Below are 23,386 nucleotides of genomic sequence, written 5' to 3'. Positions count from 1 at the left end.
ACCATGACAGAAAATATGGCAATTATGCTATATGAGATCGTTGTCACATTGTCAGTATAGTCCTTGCTGGATGAAGTGTCAATATGTTTTTGCAATTTTGGTACAGTATGCCCCGTCAATCGCCGCTCGAGGCCCGCAGCGCGAGCGAGGGCTGCAGGCGCACGGTCTTCTTTTCCTCGCGCTTTTTGAAGATGCGCTCCATCAGCAGCTGCGCGGCGATCTGGCCGATGTCGTATTCCATCATCTGAACGGAGGAAAGCTCCGGCGTGGTGTACAGGGCGACGTCGGAATTGTCCATGCCGATCAGCGCGACCTCCTCCGGCACGCGCACGCCCGCGCGCTGGCACACGCGCAGCGCGCCCACCGCCATCAGGTCGTTGGCGGCGACGACCGCCGTGGGGCGCTCGCCCGCGGCGAGCAGCTCGCGCATGGCCGACTCGCCGCTCTCGCGCGAGAAATCCCCTTCCTTGAGCAGGGCCTGGTCGATCGCGACGCCTCCCTCGTCCATCGCCTTCACGAAGCCCGCGAAGCGCTCCCGGCCGGTCTGCACCGAGGCGTCGCCGCCGATGTAGCCGATGCGGCGGTGCCCCTTTTGGATGAAGTGCGCGCAGGCCATGCGCACGCCCTCGTAGGTGTCGATGTACACGCAGTCGAACCGGTCGTTGCCGCGGGGCGACTGATAGCTGTTCGTGAGCACGACGGGCATGCCGCAGCCGTTGACCGCGGCGATGTTCTCGGGGTTGAAGTCAAAGGAGACGAAGATCATGCCGTCCCCATACCCCTCCTGCAAATTTCTGAGCATCTGCAGCTCGCTCTTGAGTTCGCCGCGCGTGTGGCAGAGCACGGGGAAGTAGTCGTGCGCGTCCAGCACGTCGCTGGCCCCCTTGATCATGCGGAAGTAAAAGGGGTTGTACAAATCGGGGATGCAGAACAGAATTTTGCTCGTCCGCTTGCTCTTGAGCGTGCGGGCCGCGTGCGAGGGCACGTATTGCATCCGCCGAGCCGCCTCCATGATCTTGTCGTAGCTTTCCTTGCTGCAATATCCCTTGCCGCTCAGCGCGCGCGCCACCGTCGAAGGCGAAACGCCCACCTCCTGCGCGATTTCATAGATCGTTGCCATCCGTCTCTCCCCTTCATGTGCGCCGTATAATATCGATCTCATATTTTTCGGCGGCGCCGCGGAGTTTTCTGCAATCTTCGCCCTGAACGGGCGCATCCGTTCTCCGCCTGCCCCCATCTTATCACACATTTTAGGAAAACACAACAAAACCGACTTGACTTTATAAGCCATATCCGTTATCCTTCCAAGTAACAGCTCGATATGACATCGATTCTATAACCTGCACGCGCCATGATCAAAGGAGGCCGCATCGATGAATCCCTCGCCCATCTACGCAAACACAGCGCCCCACGCTTCCTATCCCCTGGGCGGAATCGGCACCGGCACCATCTCGCTGCACGCATCCGGCCAGCTTACGGAGTTTGAGATCTTCAACCGTCCCTCGCAGGGCAAGAAGCTTCCCTACAGCTTCTTTGCCATGCACAGCGAATGGGCCGGCCACGCGGACACGCGCGTGCTCGAGGCGCCCCAGACCCCGGACTTCGACCTCGCGCGCGGCTGCCATCCGCACCGCGTGATGGGGCTGCCGCGCTTCGCCGCGTCCACCATGCAGGTCAACGTGCCGTTCGCCCGCGTCGAATTTGAGGACGACGCCCTGCCGCTTCAGGTATCGCTCACGGCCTTCAACCCGCTGATTCCCCTCTGCGAGGACGACTCGGGCATTCCCGCCGCGCTCTTCCGCTTCCGCGTGCGCAACGTCTCCGGCTCGCCCGCCCGCGTGCTCGTGGCCTGCTCCATGCCCGACATCCACAACCACACGGGCTTTGACTGCATGGAAAACTACCTTCCCTCCGGTCAGACGTTCAGCGAGGCGCGCCGCGCCGGCGGCGTCAGCGGCCTGTTTATGGACGGAAGGGCCGTGCCGGCGGACGCGCTGACGTACGCCAACAACGCGATTCTGACCCCCGGCGAGGATGCGCTCATCCTGCCCGCCTGGCGGCGCGGCGGTTGGTGGGACGGCGTCACCTCCTTCTGGGACAGCTTCTGCCGGGGAGAGCTGCAGGCGGAGGCGGAGGGCGCGGACGCGCAAAGCGCCATCGGCCCCGCGGGCTGCCGGGTCGGCACGGTCGGCGTACGCCGCGAGATCGCGCCCGGCGGGAGCGCGGACTTCACGTTCGTCCTCAGCTGGTACGTGCCCAACCGCGTGCGCGGCTGGTTTGCGCAGGACAACCCCGGCCGGACGATGAAGAACCACTACGCCACGCGCTTCTCGGACGCCTGGGAGGCGGGCGCCTGCCTGCTGCAAAATGCCGAGCGCCTGGAGGCCGCCTCCCGCCGCTTTTCGGACGCGCTCTACGGCAGCACCCTGCCGCCGCAGGTCGTGGAGGCCGCCGCCGCCAACCTGACGGTGCTGCGCTCCAACACCTGCTGGCGGTGCGAGGACGGCACCTTCATGGCCTGGGAGGGCTGTCTGGAGCAGGAGGGGAGCTGCCACGGCACCTGCACGCACGTGTGGAATTACGCGCAGGCCGCCGCCTTCCTCTTCCCCGGCCTGGAGCGCTCCGCGCGGCTCAACGAGTTTCTGGTGGAGACGGCCGCGGACGGCAAGATGTCGTTCCGCACGCAGCAGCGCTTCGGGCTCCCGCCCTTTGACATGCACGCCGCGGCCGACGGCCAGCTCGGCACCATCGTCCGCGCCTACCGCGAATACCTGCTCGGCGGGGGCGAAGCGTTCCTGCGTGCGGTCTACCCCGCCGCGCAGCGCGCGCTTTCGTACGCGGAGCGCACCTGGGATCCGGACGGGGACGGCCTGCTGGAAGCGCGCCAGCACAACACCTACGACATCGAGTTCTTCGGCGTCAACCCGCTCAGCGGCGTGTTCTACCTCGCGGCGCTGCGCGCGATGGAGGAGATGGCGCGCGCCCTCGGCCTGCCGGAGGACGCCGGGACGTACCGCGAGCGCTTTGTCCGCAGCTCGAAGCTGCTGGACGAGCGATGCTTTACGGGCGAATACTACGTGCAGCTCGAATCCGCGCCCAACGCGCACCCCTACCAGTTCGGCCGGGGCTGCCTGTCGGACCAGCTTCTGGGGCAGACGCTGGCCTGCCTGACCGGACTTGGCGGCCTGCTGCCGGAGGAACACCTGCAAAGCGCCGCGGCGGCGATCTTCCGCCACAACTTCCTGACCGGCGACGCGCGCGGCGCGTGTTTACAGCGCCTGTACGTCGCGCCGGACGAGCCCGGGCTCGTGCTCTGCTCCTGGCCGGACGGCGGCAAGCCGGACTTCCCCTTCGTCTATTCCGACGAGGTCTGGACGGGCGTCGAATACCAGGTCGCCACGCTGCTCGTCCGCGAGGGCATGGTGGACGAGGCCCTGGAGATCGTGCGGGCCGTGCGCCGCCGCTACGACGGCGTCCGCCGCAATCCCTTCAGCGAAATCGAGTGCGGCTACCACTACGCGCGTTCCCTCGCCAGTTGGGGCCTGATCCCGGCGCTCAGCGGTTTTACCCCCCGCGCGGAGGGCGGCTTCACGTTCTCGCCCCGCGTCTGCCAGGACGACTTCCACTGCTTCTTCTCCGACGGCAGCCGCTGGGGCGTGCTGCACCAGACGCGCGGGGAGGATGGGGCGCTTTCCCAGCGGGTGGAGGTGCTCGGCGGCGCGCCGCTTTAACCGGCAAAACCATCCCGCATAACAGCGAGGGCCTGCCCGGCGTCGCCGGGCAGGCCCTCTTTCTCTTTACTTTTCGTCTTCGCGCAGCTTGCCCAGCGAGCCGCCGGGGTGGCGCATCACGTATTCCTGCGGGGTCATGGCGCGCTTGTCCTGCAGCACGACGGACAGCCCCTGCAGCACCAGCGTCTCCGAGAGGATCGAGGCGCGCGGCGCGCGGTTCAGCGGGCCGCCCTCGTTCTCCACGTGCGCCAGCAGGTGCGCGTCCGCGAACTTCGCCAGCCACGAGTCCGCGTTGCCCGTGACCGCGATCACCTTGCAGCCGTTGTTGCGCACCGCCATCGCCGTCGCCTTCAGCTCCGCCGTCTCGCCGCTGTTGGAGATGCAGATCACCACGTCCCCCGCGACGAGCTGGCCGCAGCTGCCGTGCACCGCCTCGGTGCCGTGCAGGAAGTAGGTCGGCGTGCCCGTCGAGGACATCAGGGAGGCCATGTAGCCCGCCACGTGCGCGGGCTTGCCGATGCCCGTGATGTGGATGCGGTTGCCCGCCGCCTGCGCGTCCCAGATGATCTGCGCCGCCGCGTCGAACGTGTGCGCGTCAAAGCTCGCGAGCGTGCGCTCGACCTCCGCGCGCTGGGTTTCAATAAACGTTTCCAGTGCCGTCATGTTCGTCGTTCCTCCTTATGTCGGGCGATCCCTTCGCCCCATGGGCTCAGCAGAGCGCTTCGTAGCGCCCCGCGTCGAATCCCTTTTCGCGCATCAGCGCGACCACCTCCGAGAGCGTCGGCAGGCTCGGCTGCGCGCCGAGGCGCGACACCGTGATGTGCGCCGTGCAGTTCGCGAACTGCAGCGCCTCCTCGTGCGGCGCGCCCAAACATACCGCCACGCAGAACGCGCCCACGAAGCTGTCGCCCGCGGCCGTCGGGTCCTTCACGTCCTCGCAGCGCACGCATGGGCTCACGATGAACTCGCGGTCGTTTTTGAGCACCGCGCCCTCGCTGCCCCGCGTGATGAGCACGTTGCCCACGCCGCGCGCGAGCAGCGCGTCCGCCGCGCGCTTTGCGTCCTCCGCGCTCCGCACCGCGATGCCGGTCAGGTCCTCCGCCTCGTGCTCGTTGGGCGAGATGTACGTCACGTTGGCGAGCAGCTCCCCGCTCGTCGGCGCGGAGGGCGCGGTGTTCAGCATCACCGGCACGCCCTTCGCGTGCGCGTAGGCGGCCACGATCTCGTCGATCTGCATGGGAATCTCGTATTGCAGGATCACCATGTCGTAGCGCGCGATCTCCTCTTCCAGGAACGCGACGTCCTGCGGCGTGATCTTCATGTTCGCGCCCGACACCACGATGATGCGGTTGGCCGTCCTGCCCCCCTGCACCTCCAGCTGCACGTTGCCGATGGCCGAGCACGCGTCCGGCGTGCGGAGGATGCGCGAGGTGTTCACCCCCGCGTCCCCCACGCTCTTCACCATGCTCCGCCCAAAATCGTCTTCGCCCACGCGGCCCACCATCGTCACGTCCGCGCCCAGGCGCGCCGCCTGCACCGCCTGGTTCGCGCCCTTGCCGCCGGAAGCCGTGTGATAATCGAGGCCCAGCACCGTCTCCCCGCTCTGCGGAAAGCGCCCCGTGCTCACGATCAGGTCCATCACCAGGCTCCCCACCACCAGAATCTTGGGTCTCCTGTCCATAAGCATTCCTCCATCCGTTCACAGCGGCGGGGGATTCCTCCCCCGCCCCTGCTCCTCTTCCTTTATTCTATTGCGTTTTTTTCGGCCGGGCAATAAGCTCGCTTGCGGCTTTTGTTTCGATTTTTGCCGGATTGCGCGAACCGTCCCCGCGCGTCAAAGCCTCTTCGGCAGCTTTTCGATCCAGATCTCCGCGACGCTGATGCCCCGCTCGCCGTCCAGGGCGGTGAACGTAAGCTCGAGGTTTCCGCTCCGATAGCTCGCCCGGGGCAGCATGAATTCCAGCGTCAGCATCTGGCGGTCGGTGACGATGTAATCGTGCACCGGGATCTCCCCCGCGCAGAGCTTCACGTGCTGGCCGAAGTAGCCCAGGTAGGTCGTGCGCAGCAGGTAGTCCGCGTCCGCGTCCAGGCCGTCGTAGCAGACGGTGAGCGGCGTCATGTACATCGCGCAGGCGTTGAGCTGCCAGGCGAGCGGCATGTCGTAGGCGTCCATCTCGTCGTGCGGGGGCTGCATCACGAAGGAGCTGAGGGCCGAGTGCAGGAATCCGGGGTCCTCCTCGTAGCGGTCGTGATCCTTGATCCGGTGCCAGCTCGACCAGCTCCCCAGGTTGTCGTAAAAGCCGCCGGGGCCGGGGTTCGTCCGGTTGAGCAGGCGGAGCAGCAGCTCCACCCGGTAGCCCTCGTCGCCGTCGAAGAGCACGCCCGCCTTGTCGTCCGGCGCGGCGGGGTTCGCGCTGGCGAGGATCTCCGTCGGGTTCTTCGCCGCGCGGATGCGCGCAAACTGCGCCGTCAGGAAGCGGTAGTCGTTCAGCGGGATGTCCAGGCACTCCACGAACGCGCCGCGGACCCAGTGCTGCCCGCCGTGGCGCGAGACGGTGAGCTGCATGCCGATGTGCGCAAAGAGGTCGTCGCACAGCGCCGCGATGCGCTCCCGGTATTCGGGGCACACGCGCTCCTCCCTCGCCCGGTTCAGGATGGCCTCCGCCTCGTCCATCGCCCGGCACGCGCCCGCCTCGCGGCAGCGGCGCAGCGCCTGCACGGCCTGCTTTTCCAGGTGCGCCTCGTACAGATAGCGCTCCTTCTGGTAGGCGTCGAAGTAGGCGCGCAGCAGCGCCATCTCAAAGCGATAGTTGTCCCGCCCGTAGGCGCACAGCCGCCCCTCCATGTCCTGCCACTGCATCAGGCAGACTTCCACGTTTTCGTTGACCGCCAGCGGGCCGCGGAAGTTCCGCTCCAGCGAGAGCAGCCCCTGGGCGATGTCGTCCCGCTGCGCCCAGTCGATGAACAGCCCCGCGTAGTCGCGCAGGGTGTCGATCACCGGCGTTTGCGGGTTCCACTCCTGGTCGAGCCAGACGAACTTGTTGACGTCGTCGTTGATGCCCTCCGAATAGCCGATGCTGCCGGTGAAGGAGCGGCAGTAGGCGTTGTGGATGCGCTTTTCGTCCAGCGGGCGGGGGTTGATGCACTCCCGCCCGAGCGTCAGCGCCAGTGGCAGGTCCCACTTGGGCACCGGGAACTGGCAGCGGTAGCTGTGCCCGACGTCGGGATAGTTGCGCAGCGGGTAGCGCGCGGGCGTGCGCGCGCGGAGCACCTCCGCGGGGTCCTTTTCCCAGGGGCCGAAGACCACGCCGCCCAGCCAGTCGGGCTCCGCCTCAAGCTGCGCGTAAAAGGCGTCCGTCCAGCCCCTGCTGGGGGTAAACGTCTGCGGCGAAAGCCAGACGTCTGCCTCCGGGTGGCTCTCGTGCAGCGCGTCTGACACCCGCTTCGCCCAGGCGAAGAGGGGGCCGGGGTCCAGGTCGCCCGGGTCGCCCCCGGGGATGAACAGGTGGTCCAGATACGGCATGCGCGCAAAGACCTCGCGGCGCTCCGAAAGCTCCGCCTGCACGGTCTGCGGGTCCGCGTAGTCCGCCGCCATGTCCGGGTACCAGACCCACACGTCCATGCCGTAGCCGTGCGCGATCTCGGAAAGCCGGGCGATCATGTCCATCGGCTCCACCGGCATCAGCGGGCTGCTCGGGTCGTCGTCCGTCCGCGGGGGCAGCAGTTCCACCGCGTTGGCGCCAAAAAGCGCCAGCTCGCGGATGTACCGGTCGTAGGTCTCCGGCGTCCAGGCGTCGTAGGCGTTCGTCTTGGCGCGGTAGCCCAGCTGATGGCCGCGCAGCGAAAACGCGGGCGTCTGCGTCAGGCTCAGCCCCTCGGGCAGCGAGGCCTCCCCCTGCCGCCAGCGCAGGCAGCGAAGCAGCCTGCCCACCCCGTACAGCGCGCCGCGCGCGTCCGCACCGACGACGGCGGCGGCGCGCACGTCCTCCGAGGCGCTCACCGTCAGGCGGTAGCCCTCGGGGCCCGGCTCCCCGTCCGGGGCCGCGGGGAGCCGCAGCGGCAGCTCGTCCGAGCGCGTCGCGATCAGGATGACCGCGGGCCCCGCGGCCTCGTGCGTCAGAGGCAGGCGCAGCCCCGTCCGCCGCTCGATCTCCTCCTGCAGGACCTGGGCGGCGCGCTCAAGCAGCGCGTCCGCCCGCTCCGGCGTCCAGATGGACGCCTCGTGCAACGTCCACTCGTTCCTCATGCTTCTTCTCCTTTATTCTAAAGCGGTTACAGCCTGTGCTGCAGGGGCTTGATGATGCGCTGCAGCGTGTCCGCCGCGCGCACGACCGTCGCCGGGTCGAAGCGCGGCGACGGCCCGGACACGCTGATGGCGGCGACGAGCCGGTTGTCCGCCCCGAAGACGGGCACCGCCACGCAGCGCACGCCGTACTCGTGCTCCATGTTGTCCACGGCAAAGCCGTTCACGCGCACCTCCTCCAGGTTGTCCCGCAGCACGCCGGGATCCAGAATGGTGCAGTCGGTGCACTTCTCCTTGGGGCTCTGGATGACCGCCTCGCGCTCCTCCTCGGGCAGAAAGGCGAGCATCGCCTTGCCCAGGCCCGTGCAGTACATGGGCGCGGTCTCGCCCGTGATCGAGCGGGTGTTCGCGCCGCTCGAGGGGTAGGCCGCCTCCAGATACAGCACGCTCGCGCCGTAGGGGATGCCCAGATAGCACACCTCGTTCATCTCCTGGGCGATCCGGTGAATGTAGGGCAGGAAGATTTCGCGGTAGTCCAGGTGGCTGTTGATGATGTAGCTGAACCTGAGCATCTTGAGCCCTAGGGAATACTTGTCCGTCTGCGCGTTTTGCGAAACGTAGCCCAGCTCTTCAAACGTCGAGAGGATGTTGTGCACCGTGCTCTTCTGCACGCTTAGCATCTGGGCGATCTCCGTCACGCCCAGCTCCGGGTTCTTGACCGAAAAACACTCCAGCACGCGCATCGCCTTGGCCAGAGACTTGACCTTATACTCCTGCTCCATCTTCCTGCCCCTCTTCTCTCGTGAAGCTCGCGCTTCTGTTTTATTGCGTGCGCAGGAGGAACAGCTCGTTCACCCCCGCTCCGCCCACCTGCCCGTGCGCCTGCCAGGTGAGCGCAAGGCGTCCGTCCGCGTACGCTTCCGCGGGCAGGTCGTATTCATAAGAGACGTCCGCGTCGTGCGCGGGCACCTCCTCGTGCAGCACCGTGCCGTCCGAAAGCGTCAGGCGCACGGGCGACGGCCAGCGCTGCGCGCTGTAGCCCACCCGCAGCCGGTAGCGCGCCGCGGGGTCGAGCCCCGGCACCGTCACCGTCAGCGGCACGTCGTAATAGGTGAACGCCCGCGACAGCATCTCCCACGGCACCGCCCGCTCGCGGTAGGTGCCCGTGTCCTCGTGAACCGCCGTGAGCGCGCCGCCGTCGATGCCCGTGAAGGCCGTGCGCAGCAGGCCCGGGTCGTCCGCCCAATCGTGCGCGCGGGAAAGCAGCGCGCGGCTCTTCGCGCTGCCGAGGTTCACGTAGACGCCGCCCTCGCCGGGGTCCGTGCGCCGGAGCATCGCCGCGATGGCGGCGCGCTTTTCCGCCTCGGTCGGCAGGCGGCGAATCGCCTTCATCGTGACCGACAGGTACTGCGCGTCGCTCAGCGGCGTGTCGATCATGTCCATCCAGGCGCCGCGTCCCCAGCGCTGTCCGCCGCTTCGCGCGGTCGTCAGCTTGATGCCGCAGCTTCGGTGCAGCTCGTCCGCCATGCGCTGAAGCCGCGCGCGAAGCTGCGGGTCGTGCGGCTCGTCGATGCCCCGGTTCAGGATGGCCTTCGCGCGGCGCATCGCCTCGTCCGCGCCCCATTCCTCCGCCCGGGCGAGCGCCTCTTTGCACTCGCCCTCCAGGCGGGCGTCGTAGCGCCGCTTGCCGCGGATGTATTCGTCCGCGAGCGCGCGCATCAGCCCCATCTGGTAGCGGAAGTTCCGCCGCACGGCGTCGCTCGCGCGCGCGTCGATGTCCCGCCACAGCGCGCAGGTGCGCCCGACCGCCTCGTTTTCTTCGATGGGCGCCCCGCAGTCCCAGTTTTCCTCCAGCCCCATCAGCGCGCGCGTGAGCTCGTCCTCCAGCGCCGGGTCGATGAAAAGCCGCACGTATTCGCGCACCGTCTCCTCCGCGTCCTGGCGGTCGTCCCAGTCCTGCTGGCCCCAGACGAACTTGTTCACGTCGTCGTGAATGCCCTCGGAATAGGTGATGCTGCCCACGGTGCAGGGCGCGTGGTGGTTGTGAATTGCCTTCATCGCGCGGGGCCGCGCGTTATAGCACTCGCGCCCCTCGACGATGGCGAAGCAGTTGTCCCAGTGCGGCAGGGCGAACTGGCAGCCGTAGTTGTGCGTGATGTCCGGGTAGTGGCGGATGCGCCCCTTGTACAGGTCCGGCAGGCGCGCGCGCATCTCCTCGATCGTCTGCTGTTCCCAGGGGGCGAAGCACACGCCGTACAGCCAGTCCGGCTGCTCGCTCACGTGCCGGTAAAACGCGTCATACCAGCCGGGCTGCGGCGCAAAGCTCTGCGGCGCGAGGTAGACCTTGGCCGACGGATGGTATTTATGGAGTATTTTAACACATTTCTCGGTCACTGGGAACAGCTCGTCCGGCTCAAGTTCGCCCGGATCGCCCGCGGGCACGAGCATGCCCTCCACGCTTCCCAGCGCGGAGAAGACCTTCTCCCGCTCCAGCAGCTCCGCCTCCAGCACCTTCGGGTCGCCGTAATCCGCGCCCATGTTCGGGTACCACAGCCAAAGATCCATGCCGTAGGCGTGCACGATCTTCTCCAGGCGCACCATCAGCTCAAACGGGTCTCGGCGCATCTTGCGCGAATAAAGGTTGTCGTCCGTGCGCGGGGGCAGCAGCTCGATGGCGTTTGAGCCGAAGAGCAGCAGGTCGCGGATGTAGCGGTCGAACTCCCGCTCGGTCCAGCAGGGCAGGGTGTTCTGCTTGTCGCGGTAGGCGAGCTGGTGGCCGCGCAGCGGATAGCGCGGCGTGGAGCTCAGGCCGGGAAAGAGCGCGTCCGCCTCGATGCGCCCCGGAAAGAGCCGCAGCAGCCGCAGCAGCTTGCCCATCGCGTACATCGCGCCGCGCGCGTCCCGCCCGACGGCGAACAGCGAGAGCGCGTCGCCCCGGCGGCTGAAGAAGAGCCGGAAACCCTCCGCGCCCGGGGCCTCCAGGCGCGAAAGCGCCCGCGCCGCCTGCGGGCAGACGCTGCCCAGGCGCGATTCCGTCGTGATGACGGCGTTGCTCACCCCCGGCATGAAGACCGGGCTTTGCGCAAGCTCCAGCCCCGTGCGCAGGGAGATTTCCTCCGCAAAAATCGAAATCGCGCGCCGCTCCAGCTCCGGCAGCCCCTCGGGGCATACGAGCACCGGCGCAACCGCTTCAAACCTCTTCATGTTCGCCCTCCTCCCGGATGATCCACAGCTCGCTCACGCCGAGGCTGCAAAGCTTTCCGTACACCTGCCAGGTCAGCGTGAGCGTCCCGTCCCGATAGGCCTCCTGCGGCAGCGGGTAGCGGTAGACCGGGCAGAGCGGCGTCCCCTGCGGACGGCGCACGCGGCTGTGCACGAGGCGCCCGCCCGCGCGCAGGTTGACGCAGGCCTCCTCCGGCGCGCCCGGCAGCAGGAAGTCGGGGTATGTCACCTGCAGGCTGTAGCGTGCCCCCGGGCACAGGCCCTCAAAGCGCACGACCAGCGGCGTGCCGTAGATCACGCGCGCGCGGCGGATCCAGTTGAGCGCGATGGGGAACTCGCCCACCCAGCCCCTGTTTGCGTGGAACTGCATCAGGATGCCGTAGGGGTCGTGCGTGAGCTGCGGCGTGCGCAGGCGGCCGGGGTCCTCCGCCCAGGTCGCTTCGGGCACGACGTGGGCCCTGAAGTCCTCGATGCGCCCCAGGCAGACGTACTGTCCGCCCGGGCCGGGATTCTGCCAGTTCAGCAGCTCGTCGATCCTGCGCAGCCTTTCCCCCTCGTCCGTCAGCCGAAGGATGCTGAGGAGGTGCAGCCTGTACCACTGGTCGTCGCTAAGCGGCGTGTCCAGCGTGTCCAGCCAGGCGCCGCGAATCCACTTCTGCCCGCCGTGGCGCTGCGTGCTGAGCTGAATGCGGCAGCCCGGCGTCGCGCGCAGCTCGTCCGCCAATCGCTGCATGGTGAAGACGAGCTCCTCCGATTCCGGTTCGTCCCGCGTCAGGTTCAGCGTCTCCAGCGCCGCGCGCGCCGCCCGCTCGGCGCCGATCTCTCGCGCCCGCGCGAGGCAGGCGACCGCCTCCGCCTCCAGTGCCGCGTCCCGGATCGCGCGCCTGCGGGCATAGCAGTCCAGGATCGCGCGCAGGTAGGCCATCTTGAAGCGGTAGTTCTGGCGCGTGCGCTCGCTCACGCGCCCGTTCAGCTCTTCAAAGCGCCGGTATACCGCCTCGATGCGCTCGTTTTGCCGGGCCTCGCCCACCCAGTTCTGCTCCAGCGCAAAGATCAGCTCCGTCCACTCCTCCGCGATGTCCGGGTCGATGAACAGCCGCGCGTAGTCGCGGACCGTCTCGCGCGCGTCGCGCTCCGGGCAGAAGTCCTGATCGCCCCAGACGAATTTGTTCACGTCGTCGTGCACGCCCTCCGAGTACGTCAGGCTGCCGAGGGTATAGGGCGCGTGCAGGTTGTGGATGTGCTTCATCGCCAGCGGCCGGGGGCAGTAGCTTTCGCGCCCGTTCGTCAGGGCGAACGGGGTGTCCCACTCCGGCACCTCGAACTGGCTGGAGGCCGTGTGCGTGATGTCCGGGTAGTGGCGGATGCGGTCCTTGTACCTGTCGGGGATGCGCGCGCGCATCTCCTCGATCGTCCCCTGCACCCAGGCGGCGTAGCACACGCCGTACAGCCACTCCGGCTCCCGGGAGAGCTCGTCGTAGAACGCGTCGTACCAGCCGGGCTCCGGCGCGAACACCTGCGGGGCGACGTAGACCTTCGCCTGCGGATGGTAGCGGTGGGCCACCTCCATCATCCGGCCCGTCACCTCGAAGAACCGGCGGGGATGCAGCTCGCCCGGATCGCCCGCGGGGATGAGAATCGCGTCCAGATACGGAATCTGCGAGAAAACCCGCTCGCGCTCCGCGATCTCCGCCTCCATGACCGCCGGGTCGTCGTAGTCCTCGCCCATGTTCGGGTACCACAGCCACACGTCCATGCCGTAAGCGTGCACGGTGCGGGAAAGGTCCAGCATCATGTCAAGCGGATCGCGCGTGAAGAGCGGGGAGTAGAGCGCGTCGTCCGTGCGCGGGGGCAGCAGCTCGATCGCGTTCGCGCCGAAGAGCAGCAGGTCGCGGATGTAGCGGTCGAAGTCCTGAAGGTCCCACGCCGGGCAGGAGTTCTGCTTGTCGCGGTAGGCGAGCTGGTGCCCGCGAAGCTGATAGCGCGGCGTCAGCGAAAGATCCGCAAGCTCCGCCGTCGCGCGAAGGACGCCGTCCTTCAGGTAGAGCTTGCGCAGCACGTGCGCCATGCCGTACAGGCAGCCGCGCCCGTCCCTGCCCGCGACGGCCACGCGCACGTCGTCCGCTTGAAGGACGGCGATGCGAAAGCCCTCCGCGCCGGGGGCTTCCAAGGCGTCGAGCCGCGCCCCCGCCTCCGGCCAGGCCGCGCGCACGTCCGCCTCCAGGCCGATCATCACGGCCGCGCCCGACGCGCTCAGGCTCGTCCGCCGCTGCGCCCCGATGCCCCTAAGGCGCAGCTCCTCCGAAAGGATGTCCGCCGCCTTCGCGGCGAGGCCGTCCGCGCAGGGCGGGACGACCAGGTTTACCGTCATTTGCTCAGCCATGTTTCCTCCGTTGCAGCGCAGGGCTGCCAGCAGTTCTTTTCGGCAAAAAGGGGGCCGTGCTCCCAAATGGCGCGCATCTGAGAACAGGCCCCCCGTAACGCCGCCCTCTATTTCGCGGGCTTAACGGATGCGGTCGTACGCCGCATTGAAGATTTCTTCCAGGCGCTCGGTGCCCTGCGCCTTGAGCATCTCGACCAGCTCGTTCCACTGCTCCATGCTCTTCTTGCCGGTGATGTAGTTGTTGATCTCCTGGTCGAAGACGTTGCCGATGCGAAGCTCCAGATCGGTGATCTCCTCGACCTCTTCCGTGGTGAAGGCCGGCCAGTTGGGCAGGAACACGACCGTGCCGTCGTCCGTCCACTGCTGGATGCGCTCGCCCATCTCGACGAACAGCGGGTCGGAAACCTGCTTGTAGGTCGCCTCGTCGATGTACAGGCTGAAGCCGTGCAGGCCGACGCCGATCTCGCCCTGGATCGCCATGAACACGTCGGAGGCGTTCGCGTTGCGATCCACGATCTCCTGCTTGATGGTCGGGAAGCCGTCCACCACGTCGTAGTGCTCGCCCTCGATGCCGAAGTTCGTAATCATGCGGCCCTCTTCGGAGTACATCCAGTCGATGACCTTGAGGATGTCCTCGTAGTGCTCGCTCTGGGCGTTCACGACCGTCTGGTCGGCCCAGTCGCGCTCGTAGCGGAAGGCGCGGGTCTGGCCGTCGGCGTTTTGCATCGGGGCCAGCAGGTCAAAGCGCGCGTTCGGATCGAGCTGCTGCAGCGCCGGGTTGTAGGTGCGGGCGGTGAAGGAGTTGTTGTCGAACACGCAGAACAGCTTGCCGTTGGACAGCTTCTCGAACATCTGGTCCTTGTTCATGGTCGCGTAGTCCGGATCGAGCAGCCCGTCCCTGTAGGCGTTTTGCAGGAATTCCACCACGCGGGTGAACTTTTCGTCCGTCGGGGCGTAGACGTACCGGTCCTCGTTGGGCTCGTAGTACATGCCGCGGGTAGAGGCGAAGCCCGGGAAGCCGCCGGTGCCCAGCGGGTACGCCAGCGCGCCGATCAGGTAGTTGGTGCCGCTGCGGCTGGAAAAGCTGTACATGTCGGGGTGCGCCGCCTTGATCTTGAGCATCGCGTCGTACAGCTCATCCCAGGTCGTGGGGGCCGCGAGGCCCTGCTCCTCCAGCAGGTCCATGCGCAGCTGGGGCATCGGGGCGACGGCCAGGCGGTCGTACTCCAGCGTGCGGAAGGAATAAAGGCTTCCGTTCACGCGGAACTTGTTCGTCTCGGTGATGCGATCCTCCGCGTCCACGAGCGCGAAGTAGTTGGGCATCAAATCCCTGTGCTCGTCGAGGTTCACGAACATGCCCATTTCGGCGTAGGTCGCCACCTCATTGATCTGCACGCCCGGGCCCAGCACGTCCGGCATGGTGTTGGAGGCCAGCACCGTCGCGCGCTTGGTCGCGTAGTCCGCCGAGGGAATCGGCTGCAGCTCAATGGTCACGTTGAGCCTGTCCTTGATGGCCTTGAGCACCGGGGCGTCCAAATCCATCTTTTGCAGGTTGGTTTCGCGCGTCATCCACTTGATGGTCAGGCCGTCCTCAAACCACAGGTCGCTCTTTTCGGCGTCCTGCGCGCTCGCGGCGAAGGCCGGGACGAGGGAAAGCGCCAGGATCAGCGCCGTCATCAGGGATACGAGTTTCCTTGTCTTCATCGTGTTCGCTCCTTTTTCTCTATTTTCAGGCCAAAGCCCGGGTGACAAATGAATCGTACCTTTTCGGTCGAAAGAAATGCGTGCTCTGTGGGGCGTAAGGCGCCCACCGCCGCTTCCGTTGTCTCCTTTTTCCGGGGTGTCACAAATCTTACCCTTTAACTGACCCCACCATGACGCCCTTGACAAAGTACTTCTGCGCAAAGGGATAGACCACCAGGATCGGCAGCACCGTGATGAACACCGCCGCGTACTTGATGTTGCGGCCCATCACCGCCAGGTCGGAGGAAACCGTCGCGGATCCCGCGTCCGACTCGAGCAGCATGTTGCGCAGGATGAGCTGCATGGGGTAGAGCATCCGGTCGTCCAGGTAGACCAGCGCCGGGAAGAAGCTGTTCCAGTGCCACACCGCGTAGAAGACGACCATCGTCGCGAGCACCGCCTTGGAGAGCGGCAGGATGATGCGCAGGAAGACCGTCAGGTCGTTCGCGCCGTCGATGGTGGCCGACTCGTGCAGCTCCTCCGGGATGTCGGAAAAGAAGGTGCGCATGATGATCATGTACCACACGTTGATGGCGGGCGGCAGCAGGATCGCCCAGATCGTGTTCTTGATGCCCAGGGAAAGCACCACCATGAAGTTGGAGATGATGCCCGCGTCGAAGAACATCGTAAAGACGATCATCATCGTGAAAAAGCCGCGCCCGAAGAGCTTCTTCCGGGAGAGGGGGTAGGCGCACAGCGCGGTCATCACGACGTTGATGAGCGTGCCGAACACCGTGTAGATGACCGTGTTCAGGTAGGAGCGGGGAATGTAGCGGTCGCCCAGCACGTAGGAATAGGCGCCGAAATTCACGCCCTTGGGCAAGAGCGACACCTCGCCGCGGATGACCGCGTAGCCGTCGCTGACGGATACGATCAGCATATAGTAGAGGGGGTAGATGACGATCAGGCACAGCACCGCCAGGACGACGTACACGCCGGCGGTAAACGCCCTGTCCCCCCGCGTTTCGCGAGTCGCAACCATGTTTCTTCCTCCTTACCAAAGGCTCGTCTGGCCGATCTTGTCCGCCGTCTTGTTCGCCACGACCACCAGCACCAGGGCGATGACCGCCTGGAAGATGCTGACCGCCGCGCCGTAGCTGTAGTCCGCCTGGATGAGGCCGCGGCGGTAGACGTAGCTGGAGATCACGTCCGCCGTGGCGTAGGTGGAGCCGTTGTACAGCAGGATGATCTTCTCGTAGCCGACGCTCAGCAGGCGGCCGACCGTCAGCAGGAACTGAATGGAGATGACCGGGGCGATGCTGGGCAGGCTGATGCTGAAAAGCTGGCGCCACTTGCTCGCCCCGTCGATGGAGGCGGCCTCGTACAGCTGCGAGTCCACGCCGGTGAGCGCGGCCAGGTAGATGATCGACCCCCAGCCCGTCTGCTGCCACAGCTCGGAGAGGATGTAGATCGTGCGGAAGTACCGGGCCTCCGACATAAAGGCGATGCTCTCCGCCCCAAACAGGCCGCGCATCGCGTTGATCATGCCGTCGCTGGCCGTGATGTCCTTGATGAAGCCGCAGACGATGACCGTGGAGAGGAAATAGGGCAGATAGGTGACGGACTGGGTGAACTTCTGGAATTTCTTCGCCCTGACCTCGTTGATCATCAGCGCGAGGATGATCGGCGCGGGGAAGTAACAGACCAGCATTTCCAGGTTCAGCACGATCGTGTTCTTCACCACGTTCCAGAAGTAGGGGTCGGTGATGAACTTCTCGAACTGCTTGAGCCCCACCCACTTGCTGCCCCAGATGCCCTGGATCGCGTTGTACTTCTTAAAGGCGATGACGAGCCACATCATGGCTCCGTACTTGAAAATCACAAAGTAGAGCACCGGAAGCAGCAGCAGCAGGTACAGGTAACGGCTTTCATAGATACGCTTGCCGATCTTTCTCGGACGGGGCTGCGTATTTCTCAGTACCGATGGGCTCATTTCTCTTCATCCCTTCTTCGCGCGATTTCGTCCCGTTATAGTTCATTATTAATGAATAATGTTCTTTATTGTTAATTCAAGTATACATGCCTCCCCTCGCATTGTCAATACTTTATTCTTGTTTTTTTGTGCCTTTTTCACCATCCGCCTCCAAAGTCCCGGGCTTTATGTCGAAAAAGCAATCTGGTGATTGACAGATTTTGCGTTCTTGCTTATACTGTATGCAGTCGCTTTGTTCATCAATGGTTAACACCGTTTCTGTTTTATGACAATACATCCCGATCATTCGACTTTGAGGAGGATCTCACCGATGGAAGCGCCCAAGAAAAAAGAAATGTGGCCGGTACTGCTCACGCCCTTTACGCCCGAAGGCGCGGTCGATTACGACGCCCTTTCGCGCCTGATCGACTGGTACGAGGAAAACGGCGCCTCCGGCCTGTTCGCGGTCTGCCAGTCCAGCGAGGTGTTCTACCTGAGCCTTGCGGAGCGAATCTCCATCGCTTCCTTTATCAAGCGCCGCGCCCGCATACCGGTCATCGCCTCCGGCCACGTCTCCTACGCGCTGGACGACCAGCTCGACGAGCTGCGCCGCGTCGCGGACACGGGCGTCGACGCGGTCATCCTCATCACCAACCGCCTTTGCGAGGAAGGGGCGGCCCCCGGCGTCTGGATGGACCGCCTGCAATACCTGCTTTCGCGCCTGGACCCCGCCATACCGCTCGGATTTTACGAATGCCCCTATCCCTACAAGCGCCTTGTCACCTTAGAGGAGCTCGCGGCGTGCGTCAAGACCGGGCGCTTCCGCTTTCTGAAGGACACCTGCTGCGACCTTTCGCTCATTCAGGAGCGCCTTCGCGTGCTGGAGGGGTCGTCCCTTTCGCTGTACAACGCCAACACCGCGACGCTTCTATCCTCGCTTCAGGCGGGTGCGGCGGGCTTCTCGGGCGTCATGGCCAACTTTCATCCGGAGCTGTACGCGTGGCTGCTCGCCCACTACGCCGACCAGCCCGAAAAGGCGCGCACGCTGCAGGCCGCGCTCACCATGTGCGCCCAGATCGAGCGCCAGCTCTACCCTGTCAACGCCAAGTACCATTTGCAGACCCTCGGCCTACCGCTGAGCACCTGCACCCGCGCGCGCAACGCCCACGAGATGACGCCGCTCTTTGAGGACGAGGTGCGCCAGATGGCCCATCTGGTCGAGTGGATCAAGCAGACGCTGCTCGCGTAACCGCTTTTCTGCCAAAACATAAAGACGCCGCGCAGACGGACGCATCCGTCGCGCGGCGTCTCAGACCGTTGACAAAGTATCGTCTTGTAAAAGGGGATGCATGAAGGGGAGACTTCCCCTTCATGTAGAATCGTATCGACCGGCTTTGCCGGTCGGGCGGGGCGTTTTCCGTAGTCAAATGCGCAGCATTTGCGGAGGAAAACATCTCCCGTGACATTCGTGCAAAATGAACCTTCATTTTGCACGAGGCCATCGACTTTGTCGATGGCCAGAGACGCCGCGCAGACGGACGCATCCGTCGTGCGGCGTCTTTCCTTTCGCCGTCCTTTCAATAGACTCCGATCCGCGTGCAGGGCGCTTCTCCCGACAGCAGCCTGGAGATGCGGTGGCGCGCATGGCCGATGATCACCGTCGTGCCGCGCGATACGGGGCCCAGCGCGTATTCCAGCTTCGCAAACGCGCCGTTCGCGCCCGCCCGGCTCGCGCCCACGCAGCCCTTTTGCAGCTCGCGCACCTTGCGCGTCACCTCCTGCGCGTCCCTGCCGGTCACCTCGCGCACCAGCGTGGAGGGATCCTTCGCGTCGCGGTAGATGCCCTCCGTGGAGGTGAGGATCAGCAGCACCCGCGTGGAAACGAGCCCCGCGATGACCGCCGCCGTCTCGTCGTTGTCCACGCACTCGTGCACCTCCGCCCCCTGCCGGCGCAGATGGGAAAGCTCCCACTTGCGGTTTTCCTCGTCGGACACGGGGTCGTTGTAGTTGACGATGGGGATCGCCCCCTGCTCCCGCGCGCGCAGCAGCACGCGGCGGATGTGTTCGCGCTTTTCAGAATCGTTGAAGTGCTGGTGCTCCACCAGCAGCTGGCGCACGCCGAAGGCCTGCGGGATGAAGCGGCGGTACTGCTCCATGAGCAGGATCTGCCCCTGCGCCGCGTAGTCGGTCTTCACGTCGTTGCGGTCGCCCTCCAGCTCCCGCCCGGTGCGCTTCATGAAGTCCAGGCGGCCGATCTCCGCCGCGCCGGAGGATACCCAGATCATGCCCGGGCGCAGCTCCATGCCCAGGCGGGAAAAGATGTTGTAGTCGATGTCGTTGTCCTCCTGGCGGATGAGCGCCATGGAGCCGATCTTGCCGACCAATTCAAATTCGTATTGCATCTCGCGCCCTCGCAGTTCTCATGTAATCCCTGCAGATTGTATCATAAATCGGCGTCCATGGCGATCTTCCGTTTAAATTTTTCTTAAGATTTGCAAAGTCTGTTGCCTGAACGAACTGGAAAATGCTACTATATAGGAAGTGCATACCACAGCGCCCGTCCGCGCCGTGCAAATGAGCCTTTTCTGCCGTCCCTCAGCCCGACCGACCCAAAAGGAGCTCACCATGGCGTCCCAAAAAATGTTCTCGGCCTTCAGGCCCTTTCTCGCGTCCCCCGCGCCGCGCGCGCTGCTCGTAGGCTCCGCGATCTCCCGCTTCGGCGACGCGCTGGATACCGTCGCCTTCGGCTGGCTCGTCTACCGCCTGACCGGCTCCACGCTGCTCATGGGCATGCTCTACACCGTCAACGCCCTGCCCAACCTTCTCTTCGGCCTCGCGGGCGGGGTGCTGGCCGACCGCCTGCCCACCGGCCGCACGGTCAGCCTGCTGAACGCCGTGCGCGGCCTGCTGGTTGTCTTCATCGCGGCCTTAGCGATTCTGGAGCGCTGCCCCGTCTACATGCTCTTCGTCTTCACCGCGCTGAATTCCACCTGCGAGGCGCTCAGCGCGCCCGCCGCGCAGAAGCTGCCCTCCCTGCTGCTGCCGGCAAACGCGCTGGACGGCTACCTGGGCTTTTTGCAGGGCGGCCAGACCGGCGCGGAGCTGTGCGGCTACGCGCTCTCCGGGTTCGTCATCGCGGTCCTCGGGATGGGCGGGGCGCTGCTCGTCGATGCGGCCACGTTCTTCATCAGCGCAGCGCTGGTGCTGTTCGCCTGGGGGCGCGCGCGCGTCGGGGCGGCGCCTTCCGCCGCCGGGAATGCGCCCGTGATGAGCCGCGCATACATGACCGAGGGCCTGCGCCACATGCGACGCTGTCCGCCGCTGCTGCCGCTCGCGCTGTACGCGGGGTTCATCAACCTGATGCTCGCGCCCTTCAACGCGCTCAACGTCGTCTACGTGGGTTCGGTGCTCGGCCGCGGGCCGGAAACGGTGGGCGTCATGGGCACGCTGTTCATGGCGGGCACCCTGCTGGGCGGCCTGCTCTCCGCCGTGCTCAGCGGCTCGCTGGCGCCGCGCCTGCGCCTGTCGCTGGGCGTGGCGGTGCTGGGCATGGGCTACATGCTGCTGCTGCTGCCTCCGATGCTCCCGGCGTTCCTCGGCCTGCCCGTGACCCTCGCGGCCTGCGTGCTTGCGGGCCTGGGCCTCCCCATTTCCTCCACCACTGTGCAGGCGACGCTGCTGCGCGGCACGCCCCCCGCGCTGCGTGGGCGCGTCAGCGCCATCCTGCTGGTGATCTCCTGCGCGGCCATGCCGCTGGGCAGCGCCGCCGCGGGCGTGCTCGGGAGCGCCGTCAGCCTGCCGCTGCTCTTCGGCCTTTGCGGCCTCATGGTGCTGCTGTGCGCCGTGCCGCCCCTGCTTTCCCGCACCATCCGCCGCATGGATAACCTCGCCGCCCCGCAGGACGCTGCTCTCGAAATGAACCTCGAATAAAAAATGACGGCAAAACGCCGCGGCCTGCAATGCAGGCCGCGGCGCGCTCTATTCTGATCCTAATCGCCTTGTTCTTCGTCGCTCTTCCAAAAGGGTGCCGGGCATCCTCAGTTATTGGTCATCCAGTTGGTATCCATGGTGGCGTCGTAGCACTTCTTGTACTCAATGCGGTAGAAGTCGTTCAGGCGGCGGGCTTCCTCCATGCGCTTGTCGTCCCAACGGGTGAACAGGAAATTAGCGATCATCAGCGCAACGAACACGAACAGGACAGTCATTTTTTAGTCACTCCTTAATCGATTCGGACAAGGGAAATGTTTTGCAGGTTTTGCGTTCATTTTCCTTTTCTTTGCACCCCTATTATAACACTTTCGCCCGGAAAGTCCACGCTTTTTGCAGGAACCCCTTCAAAAATCAAGCCCGATCCGATCCTGCAAAAACGTCAAAACTGCCTTTTTCAGTCCGGTCAGTCCGCACGTTTCTGCATTTACGCGTCGTGCTTTATGCAGGAATTTCGCAAATTTCCTTGTATTTTTACAACTTTCTTTTCCACCTCTTTATCTGACCTTTCCTGATCTTTTCTTGCCCGCAACGAATGTGCGCGGAGGCGTCCGGCGGCGGCTCCGCTTTCTTTTCTCCGCGCATTCGCAGCGGGACGATTTTTGCCCGCAGGGACAAAAACAGTCTCCTTTTTTCACCAGTTTGCGCAGTTTTGACACGAAATTGACGAGGTTTCTGTAGCAGTCCGCGCCCACACATGCTATAATTTAACTGTACAACCTTATGGCTGTACGGTTTTCGGAGGCCACTGATTTGAGCGAAAGCATTCTGCCGGAGAAATTGGGCGCTTCCCCCAGGACAGGAAGCGGCTGCTTTTCCGCATCCGCCGCTGCTGCGGCGGTTTTGCGCATTCCCGTGCGGCGAGAGACGGCCTGTACGAACGCTGTCCGTTCGTGCGGCCCGGTATAATCGCTTTGAAGCCCTCCAATCGTCACCCGTTAAACCTACTTTTGTTCCGGGAGAGTGAAACACCATGAGGAAAAAGCAATGCGTGGCCATGCTGCTGGCAGGCGGCCAGGGCAGCCGTCTGGGCATTCTGACCAAGAACATGGCCAAGCCCGCGGTGCCCTACGGCGGAAAGTACCGCATCATCGACTTTCCCCTGTCCAACTGCTCCAACTCGGGCATCGACGTCGTCGGCGTCCTGACGCAGTACCGTCCTCTTGAGCTCAACGCCTACATCGGCTCGGGCTCGCCCTGGGATCTGGATCTGACCAACGGCGGCGTCTCCGTGCTGCCGCCCTACGTCACGGGCAAGAGCGGCGAATGGTACCGCGGAACGGCCAACGCAATCTATCAGAACCTCGGGTTTATCGAGCAGTACGACCCCGATTACGTTCTGATCCTGTCGGGTGACCATATCTATAAGATGGATTACAACGCCATGCTGATGGATCACATCAAGAACGACGCGGACTGCACCATCGCCGTGCGCGAGGTGCCGTGGGCCGAAGCGGGCCGCTTCGGCATCATGAACACGGACGAGGACGGGCGCATCGTCGAATTCGAGGAAAAGCCCAAGCAGCCCAAGTCCAACAAGGCGTCCATGGGCGTTTATATCTTCAGCTGGACGAAGCTTCGTCACTACCTCACCGAGGACGAGGCCGACCCCAAGTCCTCCAACGACTTTGGCAAGAACATCATTCCCAACATGCTGCGCGACAGCCAGCGCCTATTCGCGTACACATTTGACGGCTACTGGAAGGACGTGGGCACCATCGAAAGCCTCTGGGAGGCCAACATGGACCTGCTGCGCCAGCCCATGCCCATCGACCTGTACGACAAGAAGTGGCGCATCTACGCGCGCAACCCCGGCATGCCCCCGCACTACGCGGCGCCGGGCGCGAAGATTCAAAATTCCCTCATCACCGAGGGCTGCGAGGTCGTCGGCGAGGTCTCCGGCAGCGTGCTGTTCGCGGGCGTCAAGGTCGAAGCGGGCGCGCAGGTGACGGACGCCGTCGTCATGCCGCACGCCGTGATCGACCGCGGGGCGATCGTGCGCCGCGCCATCGTGGCCGAGGGCGCGTACATCGGCCCCGGATGCATCGTGGGCGAGGAGACCGGAAACATCGCCGTCGTCGGCCCGGGCGCGTCGCTCGCGGCGGGCACCCCCGTCAAGGCCGGCGAGCAGATCGACGCGGACCTGCAGCAAAAGGCGTAAGGAG

At 65.1% G+C, this 23,386-nt stretch carries 16 protein-coding genes; 4 read left to right on the top strand and 12 right to left on the bottom strand.

Translation table 11 applies throughout. The annotated features are described in order from the left end of the window. Window positions 1-115: 115 nt before the first annotated feature. Complete coding sequence (locus C1725_RS03155; protein ID WP_346026290.1) at window positions 116-1,120, bottom strand: LacI family DNA-binding transcriptional regulator; 1,005 nt, start codon at window positions 1,118-1,120, stop codon at window positions 116-118. A 253-nt stretch (window positions 1,121-1,373) separates the two neighbouring features. Between C1725_RS03155 and C1725_RS03150 the strand changes: the two genes are divergently transcribed. Next, entirely contained in the window at window positions 1,374-3,731 is a 2,358-nt protein-coding gene (locus C1725_RS03150) for a GH116 family glycosyl hydrolase (RefSeq protein ID WP_102410230.1), read from the top strand. A gap of 66 nt (window positions 3,732-3,797) precedes the next feature. Here C1725_RS03150 and C1725_RS03145 read toward each other — a convergent pair whose 3' ends face one another. From C1725_RS03145 to C1725_RS03105, 9 genes are all read right to left on the bottom strand, one after another. Beyond that, window positions 3,798-4,394, bottom strand: coding sequence for an SIS domain-containing protein (locus C1725_RS03145; protein ID WP_102410229.1), 597 nt, complete (start codon window positions 4,392-4,394; stop codon window positions 3,798-3,800). Between the two features lie 46 nt (window positions 4,395-4,440). Beyond that, complete coding sequence (gene rbsK, locus C1725_RS03140) at window positions 4,441-5,412, bottom strand: ribokinase (RefSeq protein WP_102410228.1); 972 nt, start codon at window positions 5,410-5,412, stop codon at window positions 4,441-4,443. A gap of 153 nt (window positions 5,413-5,565) precedes the next feature. Continuing rightward, a complete protein-coding gene (locus tag C1725_RS03135) occupies window positions 5,566-7,977 on the bottom strand; it encodes a glycoside hydrolase family 20 zincin-like fold domain-containing protein (protein ID WP_102410227.1) in 2,412 nt (803 codons plus the stop codon). A 26-nt stretch (window positions 7,978-8,003) separates the two neighbouring features. Then, a complete protein-coding gene (locus C1725_RS03130) occupies window positions 8,004-8,756 on the bottom strand; it encodes an IclR family transcriptional regulator domain-containing protein (RefSeq protein ID WP_102410226.1) in 753 nt (250 codons plus the stop codon). 40 nt (window positions 8,757-8,796) lie between these two features. Beyond that, complete coding sequence (locus C1725_RS03125; protein WP_102410225.1) at window positions 8,797-11,178, bottom strand: hypothetical protein; 2,382 nt, start codon at window positions 11,176-11,178, stop codon at window positions 8,797-8,799. Beyond that, window positions 11,165-13,579, bottom strand: a complete 2,415-nt coding sequence (locus C1725_RS03120) for a hypothetical protein (protein WP_146009118.1) — start codon at window positions 13,577-13,579, stop codon at window positions 11,165-11,167. Before C1725_RS03120 ends, C1725_RS03125 begins: the two co-directional genes overlap by 14 nt. A 120-nt stretch (window positions 13,580-13,699) precedes the next feature. Beyond that, complete coding sequence (locus tag C1725_RS03115; protein ID WP_102410223.1) at window positions 13,700-15,283, bottom strand: extracellular solute-binding protein; 1,584 nt, start codon at window positions 15,281-15,283, stop codon at window positions 13,700-13,702. Between the two features lie 148 nt (window positions 15,284-15,431). Further along, window positions 15,432-16,304, bottom strand: coding sequence for an ABC transporter permease subunit (locus C1725_RS03110; RefSeq protein ID WP_102410222.1), 873 nt, complete (start codon window positions 16,302-16,304; stop codon window positions 15,432-15,434). 12 nt (window positions 16,305-16,316) lie between these two features. Further along, complete coding sequence (locus tag C1725_RS03105; protein ID WP_102410221.1) at window positions 16,317-17,255, bottom strand: ABC transporter permease subunit; 939 nt, start codon at window positions 17,253-17,255, stop codon at window positions 16,317-16,319. A 310-nt stretch (window positions 17,256-17,565) separates the two neighbouring features. On the opposite strand from C1725_RS03105, the gene C1725_RS03100 reads away from it, so the two are divergent. Further along, a complete protein-coding gene (locus tag C1725_RS03100; RefSeq protein ID WP_102410220.1) occupies window positions 17,566-18,483 on the top strand; it encodes a dihydrodipicolinate synthase family protein in 918 nt (305 codons plus the stop codon). A 328-nt stretch (window positions 18,484-18,811) separates the two neighbouring features. Here C1725_RS03100 and C1725_RS03095 read toward each other — a convergent pair whose 3' ends face one another. Then, the gene (locus C1725_RS03095; RefSeq protein ID WP_102410219.1) at window positions 18,812-19,636 is read right to left on the bottom strand and encodes an amino acid kinase family protein; all 825 of its coding nucleotides are present in this window, start codon (window positions 19,634-19,636) and stop codon (window positions 18,812-18,814) included. 223 nt (window positions 19,637-19,859) lie between these two features. Here C1725_RS03095 and C1725_RS03090 point away from each other — a divergent pair, with 223 nt between their 5' ends. Beyond that, window positions 19,860-21,164, top strand: coding sequence for an MFS transporter (locus tag C1725_RS03090; RefSeq protein WP_346026289.1), 1,305 nt, complete (start codon window positions 19,860-19,862; stop codon window positions 21,162-21,164). Window positions 21,165-21,271: 107 nt separating this feature from the next. On the opposite strand, the gene C1725_RS19120 is transcribed toward C1725_RS03090, so the two are convergent. Continuing rightward, a complete protein-coding gene (locus C1725_RS19120; protein ID WP_346026288.1) occupies window positions 21,272-21,439 on the bottom strand; it encodes a hypothetical protein in 168 nt (55 codons plus the stop codon). Window positions 21,440-22,194: 755 nt separating this feature from the next. Between C1725_RS19120 and C1725_RS03085 the strand changes: the two genes are divergently transcribed. After that, window positions 22,195-23,382 carry a glucose-1-phosphate adenylyltransferase gene (locus C1725_RS03085; RefSeq protein ID WP_102410217.1) on the top strand — a complete coding sequence of 396 codons (1,188 nt, stop codon included), beginning with the start codon at window positions 22,195-22,197 and terminating at the stop codon, window positions 23,380-23,382. The last annotated feature ends 4 nt before the right edge of the window (window positions 23,383-23,386 follow it).

The sequence above is a fragment of the Beduinella massiliensis genome (assembly GCF_900199405.1).
Lineage (GTDB): Bacteria > Bacillota > Clostridia > Christensenellales > Aristaeellaceae > Beduinella > Beduinella massiliensis.
This window is presented reverse-complemented; position numbering and strand designations above follow the sequence as displayed.